This window comes from Hymenobacter qilianensis (genome assembly GCF_014489555.1).
GTDB lineage: Bacteria > Bacteroidota > Bacteroidia > Cytophagales > Hymenobacteraceae > Hymenobacter > Hymenobacter qilianensis.
Genome location: NZ_CP060784.1, coordinates 261,604 through 275,104 on the forward strand (window position 1 = coordinate 261,604; position 13,501 = coordinate 275,104).

The following is a 13,501-nucleotide window of genomic DNA, read 5'->3' on the forward strand; positions in this document are numbered from 1 at the left end:
CCAAGCTGCGCTGTATCACTTTTTACCTTTATCTCCAAAGTACTTTATGCTAGCCACCCGGAAATTCCGGGTTTTGGCCCCATCCGGCCTCCATTAGTCGAAAAACAAGATAAGCGCCTTCCGGCCCTTCTGCCTTTATTTCATGAAACACACATTACCGTTGTTGCTGGCTGGACTCGGCCTGTCCTTTCACACATTTGCCCAGACGGCCCCAGCCTCTCCTTCTACCTCACGGCCGGCGTTGGTTACGCCGCCAGCTGCCCCACGTGGCACGGCCGGCCTCAGCGGCACCGTTACGGATAGCAAAACCGGTCAGCCCGTAGAATATGCGACCGTCGCGCTGCTCGATCAGACCACCGACAAAGCGGTGGATGGCGGCATCTGTGACGATAAAGGCAGGTTTGCCTTCAGCAAGTTGGCTCCCGGCACCTACAAGGTCAGCATCAGCTTTGTCGGCTACCAAACGAAGGTGCTTGATAATGTGCGTCTGGCTGACGGTGAGGTGAACCTGGGAGGCATTTCGCTGGCTGCCACCACCCAGCAGCTCGGTGAAGTGAAGGTAACGGGCGAGCGGGAGCTAGTGGAAAACAAAGTCGACCGCATCGTTTACAACGCCGATAAGGACATCACAAACAGCGGCGGCACGGCGGCCGATGTACTCAAGAAAGTACCGCTGCTGGCCGTAGATCTGGATGGCAACGTGGAGCTGCGCGGCTCGTCCAACGTGCGCGTGCTTATCAACAACAAGCCCAGCACCATCGTGGCCTCATCCGTGGCCGATGCGCTGCGTCAGATTCCGGCCGACCAGATCAAAACCGTAGAAGTGATTACCTCGCCCTCTGCTAAGTATGATGCAGAAGGCACGGGGGGTATTATTAACATTATTTTAAAGAAAAACGACCTGGCCGGCGTGAATGGGTCGGTGAACGTGTCGGCCGGCACGCGCTCCAGCAACCTGAACACCAGCCTGAACGCGCGCAAAGGCAAAGTAGGCGTCAATGCGAATCTGGGCTCTTTTGGCTTTTATAACCGCGGCCGGGGTGAGACATTCCGCCGCGATTTTGAGGGCACCACCACAATAGCCACGCTGACCCAACTTAGTACAAATCGTACCCTCGGCGGCGGACTTTATGGCCAGGTAGGCGCCGATTACGACCTCACGCCCAAGGATGCTTTCAACATCAGTGCCCGCGGCAATCTGTTTCGCTTTAATGCCCCCCGCACGCTCAGCTCGGAATACATCACCAGCGCTGGCCCCGACATTTACAGCCGCGATATTGAAGTCGACAACCAAAACCGCAACCTTGATCTGAACTTCGGCTACACCAAAACGCTGGCCAAGCCCCGCCAGGAATTCAGCGTTTTGGCTCTTTACAGCGTCAATAAAGGCCTGAACGAATACGACCTCGATCAATTCCGGCCCGAGCTTATCGAACCCGACTACCGCGAGCAGAGCTTCAACGACAGCCGCAACCGGGAAGCCACTTTCCAGGCCGACCTCGTGCAGCCCATCGACAGTACCAGCACGCTGGAGATAGGTGCCAAATCCATTCTGCGCCAGGTAAACACCGATTATCAGATCGAAGCGGATAGCGTGGATGGCCGCGGCTTCCTGCTTCTCCCCGACCGTACCAACCAGTTTCGCTATAATCAGGACGTGTACTCGGGCTACGGCACCTACGGCTTTAGCTTGCAAAAAGTGTACAGCTTCAAGGTGGGCGCCCGCGTGGAGCACACCCGCATCGGCGGCGACTTCTTCTCCAACGACACCGAAATTAGCCAGCAGTACACCAACTTTATTCCCAGCGTTGTAGCCTCCCGCGACTTTGGCAAGGATAAAAGCCAGAAGCTAAAGGTGAGCTATACGCGGCGTGTGCAGCGCCCTAATATCTACTTCCTGAACCCCTATCTGAACACCAGCGACCCTCGCATCTTCTCCTCCGGCAATCCCAATCTGGACGCCGAGCTGACCGATTCCTACGAGCTGGGATACAGCACGTATATCAAAAAGAGTAACCTGAATTTCTCGCTCTACTCCCGCCGCACCAATAACGCTATTGAGAGTGTGTCAAGCCTTGAACCGCTTAAGAGATTTATTACAACCGACACTACCGGGGCTCAGGTAATTTATACCACTTTTCAGAACGTAGCCCGCAATGCTACTTATGGGATGAGCGTGTTTGGCTCGACAAAGCTGACGGAAAAGTGGACCGTGAACGGCAACGTGAATACCTATTATGTAACTCTCAAAAGCTCGAGCTTAAATACCAGCAATAGTGGCCTGATGTACAATGCCAACATCTCGTCGTCCTATCAGTTCGACAAAGGCTACAGTGCGCAGTTCTCAGGCTTCCTGAACTCTCCACGCGTGCAGCTGCAAGGTCGCACCTCGGCTTACCAGTACTATAGCATTGCAGCCAAAAAAGAGCTTTTCAAGAAGAAAGGCAGTATAAGCTTAGGCCTGGACAATCCATTCAACCGCACCATTCGCTTCCGTAATGAGCTGGACGCTGCCCGCTTTACTTCGCGCAGCAACAACTACGTGTACAACCGTGGGGTGCGCGTGAGCTTCAATTACCAATTTGGTAAAATGGATAACCGCGCTAGCCGCCCCAAAAAGAGCATCCGCAACGACGACCAGAAGTCGGGCGGCGACGGGCAGGGACAGGGCCAGCAGTAAGTCCAAAAAAGCCGTTGGTCAGGCCTGACCAACGGCTTTTTTTTGTCAGCGATATTGTGTTCACAGCAAACAAGTAGCCCACGTTTCAGCTTAACTTCAGGAGGCTCAAAATTGCCCCCCAGCCATGAAAAAGGCGTTTCTCCTTCTTGTGTTAGCCGCTCTCTCCGTATTAGGATCGTGTAGCACGACAAGCTCGTCCGGCGCACGTACGCTCAGTCCCGATAGGGAGCTAGCAGATCCCATTCGGCAAGATTCTAATTCTGCCGTAATTGACACGCTTGCCCAACCTTAGCAAACAAACATAAAAGACAGAAGCCGCTGGAGATTCTCCAGCGGCCTCTGTCTTTTATGTTTGTCAGGTAAAACCTAATCTACATTGTCATGCAGAAACCGATTGTCGCCTAACAGCTCATTATCGTCGGAAAGGTTGAAGCGGGAAATATCGCGCTCATTTGATGGCGTTACATTTTCCAGCTTCACATGCCGACGCAGATAAGCGGGGGTTTCCAGCTGATCCTTGATGGCGTCATTGGTCAACCCGTTGCTTAAGTCCTGAAGACGACGGCGACGTTCCTCAGCGCGGGCATCCAGTGTAGGGCGCGGCGCAACATGTTGCTGGGGCTGCGGCGCGGGCTGCTGCACAGCCACAAGTTCCGGAGCCGGCGACGAGGGCGCAGCTACGGGCGGCACATAGTTTGAAACCGACGTTTCCAGATCAAAAGTCACCTTGGGCGGTTCTACCGGGGCAGGCGCCGGTGCAGGAGCCGGCGTGCCAAACGTAGGCACAATCGGTGCAGCGGGCGCTTCCTGACGGTCTTTGTCGAACAAGTTGATCTGAGGATCAGGCTCTTGCTCCTCCGCGACCTTATTGTTAACGAAACCCGTGTTGATGGTGTGTGCATCACGGGCAAAACCCGTAGCAATAACCGTCACGCGGATGCTCTGCCCCAAAGTCGAATCGATGCCGTGGCCGAAGATAACTTCAGCGTCCTGCCCGGCTTTGTCTTGGATGTACTCCGTAATTTCGGTCAGCTCATCCATTTCCAGCTCAGCCTGATCACCCGACATAATGCTGAGCAGAATTTTCTGCGCGCCATGAATATCAGTGTTGTTGAGCAGCGGCGAGGCCAAAGCCTCCTCGGCGGCGCGCTGTGCACGATTTTCGCCATCGGTGATGCTACTGCCCATAACGGCTGCCCCCGAGTCCTTCATGACGGTTTTCACGTCTTCAAAGTCCACGTTCACCTCGCTGGTTACCGTGATAATTTCGGCAATACTTTTGGCCGCTGTGCTCAGCACGTTATCCGCTTTCGCGAAAGCCGCCCGAATAGGCAGGTTGCCAAAAATCTCGCGGAGCTTATCGTTGAGAATCACGAGCACCGTGTCGCAGTTCTCGCTTAGCTCTTTAATGCCATGCTCGGCCTGCTGACGCTTCTTTTTACCCTCAAACAGGAACGGAGCGGTCACGATGCCTACGGTCAGAATGCCTAGCTCCTTAGCCACTTTGGCAATAACGGGCGCAGCGCCGGTGCCGGTACCACCGCCCATACCGGCCGTGATGAACACCATGCGCGTGCCGTTGCTGAGTAGCTCCCGAATCTGCTCGCGGCTCTCGATGGCGGCCTGTTTGCCGCGCTCAGGGTTAGCGCCAGCACCAAGGCCTTCTGTAAGGTCAACGCCGATCTGCAGTTTGGTAGGCACGGTGCTGCTGTGCAGCGCCTGCTTATCCGTATTGCAGATAATGAACTCCACGTCCTTTATGCCCTGGCTGAACATGTGGTTCACGGCGTTAGAACCACCGCCGCCCACACCAATTACCTTGATGATAGACTTTGAAGTGGAAGGAATATCGAATTTATAATTCATGAGGTGAATGGCTAAATGGTTAAATGGCTGTGGGTTGAATGGCTAAGTGGTTGAATGGCTGAATGGTTGGCTGTTCCCGAATCTCGTTGAACAGCCAACCATTTAACCTCTAACCCTTTAGCCATTTGGCCATTTAGTATTGCTTATCGTCAAAATCGTCGATCAACAGGCCTTTGGTGCGGCTGATGATATCCTGAAAGAACTTGCCGGCACCGGATGGCTTTTTGGGTGGTACGGGCGCCTGGGGGGCTTTTTGTGGAACGGCAGCAATAACAGGCGCTTCCATGCGCGGCTCAGGAGCAGCGGGGCGATAGGTTTGCTCTTCGGGCTCGTAGCTGCGGCTCACGCGCTCATCAATTGAACGGTAGCCAGCCAACACCAAGCCGACGGTAGTAGCATACATCGGCGACTTTACAGCCTCAATGCGGCTCTTGCCCAGGTGCTCATTGGGGTATCCAATGCGGGTATCCAGACCTGTTACGTATTCGGTGAGCTGCACTAGGTTTTGGAGCTGCGACCCGCCACCGGTTAGTACAATACCGGCAGCCAGCTTATCGGCGTGGCCGGTACGCTGAATCTCGGCATACACCAACTCCACAATTTCCTCCATCCGCGCCTCAATGATGTGGGCGAGGTTTTTTAGGGAAATCTCCTTAGGAGCCCGATCGCGCAAGCCTGGGATGCTTACAATCTCGTAATCAGAGGCTTCCTCCGCAATGGCCTTTCCAAACTTCACTTTCAGCTGCTCCGCTTGGTTCTGCATTACCAGGCAGCCTTGCTTGATATCGGAAGTCACGATGTTGCCACCGAAAGGCAGTACCGCCGCGTGACGAATGATACCATCCTTGAAAATCGCCAAGTCGGTAGTGCCGCCACCGATATCAATCAGGGCTACACCGGCTTCCTTTTCCTCTTCGCTTAGCACCGACATGCTTGATGCCAGCGGCTCCAGAATCAGATTATCAATTTCAAGCCCGGCTTTGGTAACGCACTTGTTGATGTTGTTGATGGCGGTGCTCTGAGCAGTAATAATGTGGAAGTTGCCTTCCAGGCGCACACCCGACATCCCAACCGGATCCATGATATTTTCCTCGTAATCCACCTTGTAGTCCTGGGGCATTACGTGGATAATCTCGGAGCCGGGCGGAGTTACCAGGCGGTACATATCGTTGGTCAGGCGGTTGACATCATCCACGGTAATCTCGCTATCCTGCGAAGCCCGCGTGATGCTGCCATTGTGCTGCAGGCTCTTGATATGCTGACCGGCAATACCAACGTTCACTACGCCGATATTGATACCAGACTGCTCTTCTGCCTGCCGAATTGCCTTCTTAATCGCGTCTACAGTTTTGTCAATATTGGATACAATACCGCGCACCACACCCTCCGACACGGCTTTACCCATACCGAGGATTTCAAGTTTGCCAAACTCATTTTTGCGTCCTACCAGGACGCAGATTTTGGTGGTGCCGATGTCGAGGCCGACTACAATTTTATCGTTTTGCATGGGGTAGGTACTGGCAGGGTTTGCGGGAAGTTGCAGTGTGTATCTAAAAAAACGCTATTTCGGGCGCTTAAAGGGCCTTTTTAGGCGTTACAGAGATTGTATAGTTATTCGCAAATGATCTGGTCTTTGAACTCGACATTGACGCGGTGGTATGTATCCCATCCTAAAACTGGGGGAATTTGCCGGTAAAATACCATTAGTTTCGCGAATTTTTCTGAAATATTCTCTGGAAACCCAAATTCTACTCGTTGATCTCCTATTTGCTGGGTAAAAGCAAGTTTGCCATTCTGCCCAATAAATACTTCAGCCACTTGAGCCCGCCAAAAGGGGTGCTCGTCGATGTAGCGCAATACTTCGAGGTAGCGGCGGCCCGTGGAGTCACGAAAAAACGTAGCGGGAATGGGAGCTCCGCCCTGACGAGCTACAGGCACAACGCGGGCTGTGAACAGAGGTGAAAGCGGCAACTCATGGCCCTCGGCGTCGAGGTAGCTGTCGCGGCGGGTGTCGGCGTGTATCAGGCGGGCGATGGGACGATTCTGGCGCACGTCGGCGTGCAGGTTGCCGGCCAAGTCGCGGTATACTTCTGCTTCACGCACAAAGCTGTGCGCTTTCAGTCGGGCTTCGAGGGCTTTCAGATTTAATTCTTCGGGTCGGGCACCTTCCAGGCGCTGATAGCCATTACGCGTGAGCAAGGCGGTTACCTCCTGCTCACTGATGAAATAGTTGTTGAATTCGTTACTGATGGTCACGATAACCTGACCCACGGGACGGTTGGCTTGGCGCAGGCCCGCAAACACGGCCAAGCCGATGAGCAGCAACAGGCAAGCCGCTGCAAACAGATAATTTTTGGCGTTAGGCTTGAGTTTCATGCCAGCGGCTGGTTAAAATGGTTCGTAGCTGAGGCACCAATTGATCTATATCACCGGCCCCAACGGTAGCCAGCACGTCAAAATCATTATCGGCAGCGGCCGCCGCTAAGACTTGCTCCTTGGTTTGCAATGACTTCTTGGGAGCTGTTATTTGAGACAGAATCAACTCGGAAGTAACTCCGCTAATCGGCAGCTCACGAGCGGGATATATATCGAGTAGCACCACCTCATCGGCTAGGCTCAGGCTCTCGGCGAAGCCAGGAGCAAAGTCGCGGGTGCGGGTAAAAAGGTGGGGCTGGAAGATGACGCGCAGACGTTTCTGCGGGTACAACGCACGTAGGGAACGAAGGAAAGCTTCGATTTCGCGTGGGTGGTGGGCATAATCGTCAACATAAACCTTATTTTTTGTGGTGACGATAAACTCAAAGCGACGCTTTACGCCCCGATAAGCCGCTACGGCAGCTGCAAGTTCTCCGGCATTTACGCCTTCCAGTTGGGCAGCAAAAATGGCCCCGAGCATATTTTCCACGTTGTGGAAGCCGGGCACAGTCAGCTGCAAATCAGTCAGGTTACCGTGTGGGCTATGCACATCGAAGCGAAACTGGTGGCCATGGGCCGTTACATTCGCGGCGTACAGATTTGCCCCCTGACCTACTTCCAGACCATAATGAATGACCTGCACGTCAGCAGGAACCGCGGTGGCTACACTAGCATCGGCAGTGTGGTTGAGCAACAGCGTGCCGCCGGGCTTTATCTGGCCCACAAACTGCCGGAAGGACTCTATTAGGGCATCCTGAGTGCCATATATATCAAGGTGGTCGGCATCCGTGCTGGTTACGATGGCTACATCGGGGTGCAATGTCAGAAAGCTGCGGTCATACTCATCGGCCTCCACTACAACAGGCTTAGAACCCGCGTCTGCGCCATTGCTTAAGAGTAGATTCGACCCAAGATTCACAGAAATGCCCCCCAGAAAGGCCGAGCAGTCGACGCCCGCGTGGTGGAGCAAGTGCGCCACCATTGACGAAGTGGTGGTTTTGCCGTGGGTGCCGGCTACGGCAATGGTGCGCTTGCCTTGAGTCAGCAAACCCAGCACTTGGCTGCGCTTGCGAATATCGTAGCCTTTTTCGCGCAGCCAGGCCCACTCCTGATGGCCCGCAGGAATTGCCGGCGTAAGCACAACCAGCGTCTGGGGGGCATTTTCACGTACCTCCGCCGGAATATTCTCTACTGCATCCGCATAATGCACGGCAATGCCTTCGGCCGATAAGGCTTCCGTGAGTGGCGTTGGCGTGCGGTCGTAGCCGCTCACCTGGTGACCATTGGCTTGGAACCACCGCGCCAGCGCCGACATACCGATGCCACCGATGCCGAGAAAATAGACGTAGGGAAATGCGGCTACAGGATTCATCGGCGGTCCATGATAGTGAGTAGTTCATCTACAATGGCGGCCGTAGCGTCGGGGCGGGCGAGCTGGCGCACGTTAGCGCTTAGCTGCCGCTGGCGCGACTCGTCGGCTAGTAAGCTCAGCGCCTCATCGTAGAGGCGAACGGGCGCTTCCGCATCCGTGACGAGTATGGCAGCCTGATGGCGAACCAGGGCCGAGGCATTTTTGGTCTGATGATCTTCGGCCACGTTAGGCGAAGGCACCAGCAAACTCGGCTTGCCGGTAAGGCACAGCTCAGACACGGACAAAGCACCAGCCCGCGAAACCACGACATCGGCGGCGGCATAGGCAAGGTCCATGCATTGCACGAACTCTAAAGCTTGAATGCCGTCGGCGGCGAATGGCGCGGCCTGCTCCAGTGCTTTCGGATAGTAGAGTTTGCCCGTTTGCCACAGCAGCTGAACTCCAGCCGCTTTCAGGCGAGGCAGAGCAGCGGCCGTAGCTTCGTTCAGGGTGCGGGCGCCAAGGCTGCCGCCAATCACGAGCAGCGTTTTCTTGTCAGGCGAAAGGCCGAAAAACTTTAATGCTTCGGTACGGTCTCCGGAGGCAATTTCAGTGCGAACAGGGTTGCCAGTCAGTACCAGCTTATCTTTTGGAAAGAACTTTTCCATGCCATCATAAGCCACACAAATGCGGCTTACCCGCCGACTCAGCAGCTTATTTACTAAGCCAGCGTAGGAATTCTGTTCCTGAATAAGGGCCGGAATTCCCCGCGAAGCGGCGGCCAATAAAATAGGAGCCGAAGCGTAGCCGCCAACGCCCACAACCGCTTCAGGGCGGAACTCCTCAATGATTTTACGTGCCTTTTTTACACTCCGAATCACCCGCAGCGGAAACAACAGATTCTGCGGCGTCAGGCGGCGCTGTAAGCCGCTGATATCGAGGCCCACAATGTCGTAGCCGGCCTCGGGCACCCGGGTCATTTCCATGCGACCATTGGCGCCCACAAACAGGATTTCGGCTTCCGGCTGACGCCGCCGCAGCTCGTTGGCGATGGCCACCGCCGGAAAAATATGCCCCCCGTGCCCCCGCCGCTGATAATAATGCGGTAGGGCGCGGCATGCGAAGAAATAAACTGAAGATTCGACTTGGGCATGTAAGCGTAGGCTGTACTAAAGAATTGTGTAGAGTAACCTATGTAGTTACGCGTAGGCGGTTTTCTTGGGAATGCGTGCTGTGTCCTCAGGCTCACCCGTCATGGGGCGAATTTCCCGTTCACCACGGCTGACGCTCAGGATAATACCGATGCTAATACCCGTGAATATCAAGGAGGTACCGCCCATACTCAGCAAGGGCAGCGGCAAGCCCGTGATAGGCCCAAGGCCCACGGCCACGCCCATATTTACCATCGCCTGCAAAACCAGACTAAAGGTTAGTCCGGCCGATAAAAGCCCCCCAAAGGCCCCATAGCTATGGATTACGGTATTCAGGCCCCGATAGAGGAAAGCCAGATACAAAAACAGCACTACCACGCCCCCAATCAGGCCATATTCCTCAATGATAACGGCGTAGATAAAATCGGAATACGGGTGGGGCAGAATGTTGCGCTCGGTGCTTTTACCAGGGCCTTTCCCACTGATACCGCCCGTAGCAATGGCGATATAGCTGTGCTCCAGCTGAAAAGGCACCGGCTTGGTCTTGTCGGTAAAACTCTCAATACGAGTAAGTACCGTTTTGTAGCGCTGACCCGACGAAAGGCCAATACCACCCACAACCGCTCCAATAAGCACCATCACCGCCATCTGCTTGAGTGGCACGCGGCCGATGAACATGAGCAGCAGACAGGTGGCAAACAACAGCAGCGCCGTAGAGGCATTACTCATGATAATAATGCCGCAAATAAGACCCACCCACAGCATTACGGGCAGCAGCGTCGTTTTGAAATCCTGCACATGCTGCTGCCGACGGCTGAGCATACTTGCCAAATGAGAAATCAGGGCCAGTTTGGCCAAGTCGGAAGGCTGGAAGGTTTGGTTGATAACCGGAATAGTCAGCCAGCGCGAGGCTTCGTTGATATTCGAGCCCATGAAATAGGTAAACAGCAACAAGGGCACCGAGAGCAGCAGCGCATACAGCGACAGGCGCGAGTAGTACCGATAGTCGATGCGGTGCGCCAGCCACATAAAGGCCAGTCCCACGAAGATCAGACCCGTGTGCTTAACCAGGAAGTACTCCGTATTGCCCCCCATCTTCTTGTAAGCCAGCGTGCCGGTGGCCGAATACACCACGGCAATACTGATGAAAGAAAACAGCAGCACGATGCCCCACAAAATAGGGTCGCCTTTGAGGTTGCGTTGCAGCCAGAGTTTTACGGGTTCCATAGGCGAATGAGTGAATGGGTGAATGAGTGACGTAATTGAAGCGAGTAGAATGACCGAGCACTCATTCACTCATTCGCCCATTCACTCATAAGCTTTTCCACGGCGGCAGAAAATTGCCCCCCACGGTCTTCGTAGTTCTTAAATAGATCGAAGCTGGCGCAGGCAGGCGAGAGCAGCACCACGTCGCCGGGGGCGGCTAGCTCGGCGGCGCGGCGCACGGCGGTTTCTATACTTTGGGTTTCTTCCAGGTGCGGAACAACGGTGCCGAAGCTGGCTTTCAGCTTTTCGTTATCCACGCCGAGGCAGATCAGCGCTTTCGCTTTTTGCCTGGCCAGCGGCAGCAGGGAAGTATAATCGTTGCCCTTATCCGTGCCGCCCGCAATCCAGATGATGGGCTGCTGCACGCCATCGAGGGCAAACCACGCCGCTTCCACATTCGTGGCTTTGCTGTCGTTGATAAACTTAACGCCATTGATTTCCCCAACTAATTGTAGGCGGTGGGGGCATTTTTGAAGGAAACCAAGCCCTTCTCAATCTGCTCGGAACTCAGCCCCACAACGCGGGCCGCCAAGATAGCCGCCGCCATGTTCTGCTGGTTGTGCTGACCAATCAGCGGCGAGTTGTCCACTGTAATGCTCTCCACCTGACCTTGGGCCCATTCGGGCAAATGCAGCTGAAGCGTGCCATCTTGCCCGTACCAAGCAGCTAAGTTTTCGCCCGCTTCACTATTCTGTTGCTGATCAAAGGCCAAAGCGGTTTTCTCGTAAGCCGAAGCGGCTACCGCTTTGCGCGTTTCCGGGTCGCCGGCATTGTAGATAAAATAGCGGCTTACGTTGCGGGCAACACGCATTTTGGCTGCCGCATAGTTTTCTAAGTTGTAACCGTAGCGGTCGAGGTGGTCGGGGGTGATATTGAGCAGAATAGCCAGCCAGGGGGCAAAATCGTGGGTATCGTCGAGTTGAAAGCTGCTCAGCTCCACCACGTAGTAGTCGTGCTTATCCTCCATAACCTGCTCAGCGAGGCTGTAGCCCACATTGCCGGCCAACCCTACGTTCAGGCCAGCCTCCTTCAGTAAATGATAGGTGAGCAGCGTGGTCGTCGTCTTGCCGTTCGTGCCGGTGATGCAGATGCACTTGGCCTGCGTATAGCGGCCCGCCAACTCGATTTCGGAGATAATGGGCGTTCCTTTGGCACGCAGAGCCTGAATGACGGGGGCCTTTTCCGGAATGCCGGGGCTTTTTACCACTTCGTCGGCGCGCAGAATTTCTTCCAGCGTATGCTGGTTTTCCTCGAAGCGAATACCAGCCTGCGTCAGCTTCTCCTTATAGGCTGGCTTAATAGCTCCCCCATCAGACACGAAAACGGCGTGGCCTTTGGCTTGCGCCAACAGCGCCGCCCCTACCCCACTTTCTGCTGCTCCTAGTATTACGATGTGCATATTTCGGGTTGAATTTCTCGCAGTGTTTCGCGGTGAAGGGCGCAGTGTCGGGCAGTGTGCTGACGATTGAACACTGCGCGACACTGCGCTTCAGCACTGCGTAACACTGCGAGAAATGTCATTAGCGTAGTTTCAAAGTGACCAGAGTAAACACCGCCAGCATAATGCCCACAATCCAGAAGCGTGACACGATTTTGGATTCGTGATAACCAAGCTTTTGATAGTGATGGTGCAAGGGCGACATGCGCAGCAAGCGGCGGCCTTCCCCATACTTGCGCCGCGTGTATTTGAAGTAGCTCACCTGGGCCATTACAGAGAGGTTCTCAATCAGAAACACTCCGCATAGCACCGGAATAAGCAATTCTTTCCGAACAATCAGGGCCAGCACGGCGATGATGCCGCCAATGGCCAAGGAGCCCGTATCGCCCATAAAAACCTGGGCCGGGTAGCTATTGTACCACAAGAAACCCACACACGCCCCCACAAAGGCAGTACAGAATATCACCAGCTCCCCCGAGTTCGGGATGAACATAATATCCAGATAATCAGCAAGAAGGGCGTTACCACTCACGAAGGCGAAAATGGCCAGCGTGATACCGATAATAGCAGAAGTGCCTGCCGCCAGGCCATCGAGGCCGTCGGTGATATTGGCCCCGTTGCTAACCGCCGTAATGATGAAGATGACAATAGGAATGTAGAGGAAGCTGTAGAGGCCGTTGAAGTACGGACCGGCGTAGGCGAACAGGTTGCCGTAGTTCAGTTCGTTGTTCTTGGCAAAGGGAATGGTCGTAATCATCAGCTTCACATCCTGATACACGGTGCTGGCATCCACGGCGGAAAGCTGCCCGTTGGGCAGCAGGTACTGGCGCACAGTTACATCGTTGCTGAAAAACAGTACCCAGCCGACAGTAATACCTAATCCGATCTGACCCAACACTTTAAAGCGCCCACTCAGGCCTTCTTTATTCTTCTGAAACACCTTGATATAGTCGTCCAGAAAGCCAATCAGGCCTAGCCAAACCGTACTCAGCAGCATCAGTACGATGTAGATATTATCGAGTTTGGCAAATAGGAGCACGGGCACTAGTATGGCCAGAATGATAATCAGGCCGCCCATGGTTGGGGTGCCTTTTTTCTCCAACTGCCCTTGCAAACCCAGGTCGCGGATGCTTTCGCCCACCTGCTTTTTCTGCAAAATCCGGATCAGGCTTTTACCAAAAACCTGCGCAATAAGCAGGGAAGTAATGACGGCCATAGCCGCCCGAAACGAGATAAATTGAAACACGCCCGCCCCAGGCAGATTGTAGTGCTCACTGAGGTACGTAAAGAGGTAATAAAGCATGGGCGAGGGGTCAGCGGATAGAAAGTGGAGT

Annotated in this window: 10 protein-coding genes; 1 reads left to right on the top strand and 9 read right to left on the bottom strand. The window is 54.4% G+C overall.

The window, feature by feature from the left end; all coding sequences use genetic code 11:
- Positions 1-142 precede the first annotated feature (142 nt).
- On the top strand, positions 143-2,680 hold the full coding sequence (locus H9L05_RS01180; protein WP_187732691.1) for a TonB-dependent receptor: 2,538 nt from the start codon (positions 143-145) through the stop codon (positions 2,678-2,680).
- A gap of 366 nt (positions 2,681-3,046) precedes the next feature.
- Here H9L05_RS01180 and ftsZ read toward each other — a convergent pair whose 3' ends face one another.
- The 9 genes from ftsZ to mraY all read right to left on the bottom strand — a co-directional run bounded on the left by ftsZ (position 3,047) and on the right by mraY (position 13,470).
- Positions 3,047-4,546, bottom strand: coding sequence for a cell division protein FtsZ (gene ftsZ / locus H9L05_RS01185; RefSeq protein WP_187732692.1), 1,500 nt, complete (start codon positions 4,544-4,546; stop codon positions 3,047-3,049).
- A gap of 133 nt (positions 4,547-4,679) precedes the next feature.
- The gene (gene ftsA, locus H9L05_RS01190; RefSeq protein ID WP_187732693.1) at positions 4,680-6,053 is read right to left on the bottom strand and encodes a cell division protein FtsA; all 1,374 of its coding nucleotides are present in this window, start codon (positions 6,051-6,053) and stop codon (positions 4,680-4,682) included.
- A 104-nt stretch (positions 6,054-6,157) separates the two neighbouring features.
- Positions 6,158-6,922, bottom strand: coding sequence for a cell division protein FtsQ/DivIB (locus H9L05_RS01195; protein ID WP_187732694.1), 765 nt, complete (start codon positions 6,920-6,922; stop codon positions 6,158-6,160).
- Positions 6,906-8,333 carry a UDP-N-acetylmuramate--L-alanine ligase gene (gene murC, locus H9L05_RS01200; RefSeq protein ID WP_187732695.1) on the bottom strand — a complete coding sequence of 476 codons (1,428 nt, stop codon included), beginning with the start codon at positions 8,331-8,333 and terminating at the stop codon, positions 6,906-6,908. Before murC ends, H9L05_RS01195 begins: the two co-directional genes overlap by 17 nt.
- The gene (gene murG / locus H9L05_RS01205) at positions 8,330-9,370 is read right to left on the bottom strand and encodes an undecaprenyldiphospho-muramoylpentapeptide beta-N-acetylglucosaminyltransferase (protein ID WP_317175059.1); all 1,041 of its coding nucleotides are present in this window, start codon (positions 9,368-9,370) and stop codon (positions 8,330-8,332) included. Before murG ends, murC begins: the two co-directional genes overlap by 4 nt.
- Before the next feature lie 141 nt (positions 9,371-9,511).
- A complete protein-coding gene (locus H9L05_RS01210) occupies positions 9,512-10,690 on the bottom strand; it encodes an FtsW/RodA/SpoVE family cell cycle protein (RefSeq protein ID WP_187732696.1) in 1,179 nt (392 codons plus the stop codon).
- Between the two features lie 65 nt (positions 10,691-10,755).
- Positions 10,756-11,166, bottom strand: coding sequence for a glutamate ligase domain-containing protein (locus H9L05_RS25645; RefSeq protein ID WP_317175173.1), 411 nt, complete (start codon positions 11,164-11,166; stop codon positions 10,756-10,758).
- 8 nt (positions 11,167-11,174) lie between these two features.
- On the bottom strand, positions 11,175-12,128 hold the full coding sequence (gene murD / locus H9L05_RS01215) for a UDP-N-acetylmuramoyl-L-alanine--D-glutamate ligase (protein WP_317175060.1): 954 nt from the start codon (positions 12,126-12,128) through the stop codon (positions 11,175-11,177).
- 121 nt (positions 12,129-12,249) lie between these two features.
- Positions 12,250-13,470, bottom strand: coding sequence for a phospho-N-acetylmuramoyl-pentapeptide-transferase (gene mraY, locus H9L05_RS01220; protein ID WP_187732697.1), 1,221 nt, complete (start codon positions 13,468-13,470; stop codon positions 12,250-12,252).
- Positions 13,471-13,501: the final 31 nt, after the last annotated feature.

Excerpts from the sequence above, each read along its gene's own strand:
- H9L05_RS01180 (WP_187732691.1), top strand. The coding sequence starts at position 143 with ATGAAACACACATTACCGTTGTTGCTGGCTGGACTCGGCCTGTCCTTT.
- ftsZ (WP_187732692.1), bottom strand. The coding sequence starts at position 4,546 with ATGAATTATAAATTCGATATTCCTTCCACTTCAAAGTCTATCATCAAG.
- ftsA (WP_187732693.1), bottom strand. The coding sequence starts at position 6,053 with ATGCAAAACGATAAAATTGTAGTCGGCCTCGACATCGGCACCACCAAA.
- H9L05_RS01195 (WP_187732694.1), bottom strand. The coding sequence starts at position 6,922 with ATGAAACTCAAGCCTAACGCCAAAAATTATCTGTTTGCAGCGGCTTGC.
- murC (WP_187732695.1), bottom strand. The coding sequence starts at position 8,333 with ATGAATCCTGTAGCCGCATTTCCCTACGTCTATTTTCTCGGCATCGGT.
- H9L05_RS01210 (WP_187732696.1), bottom strand. The coding sequence starts at position 10,690 with ATGGAACCCGTAAAACTCTGGCTGCAACGCAACCTCAAAGGCGACCCT.
- murD (WP_317175060.1), bottom strand. The coding sequence starts at position 12,128 with ATGCACATCGTAATACTAGGAGCAGCAGAAAGTGGGGTAGGGGCGGCG.
- mraY (WP_187732697.1), bottom strand. The coding sequence starts at position 13,470 with ATGCTTTATTACCTCTTTACGTACCTCAGTGAGCACTACAATCTGCCT.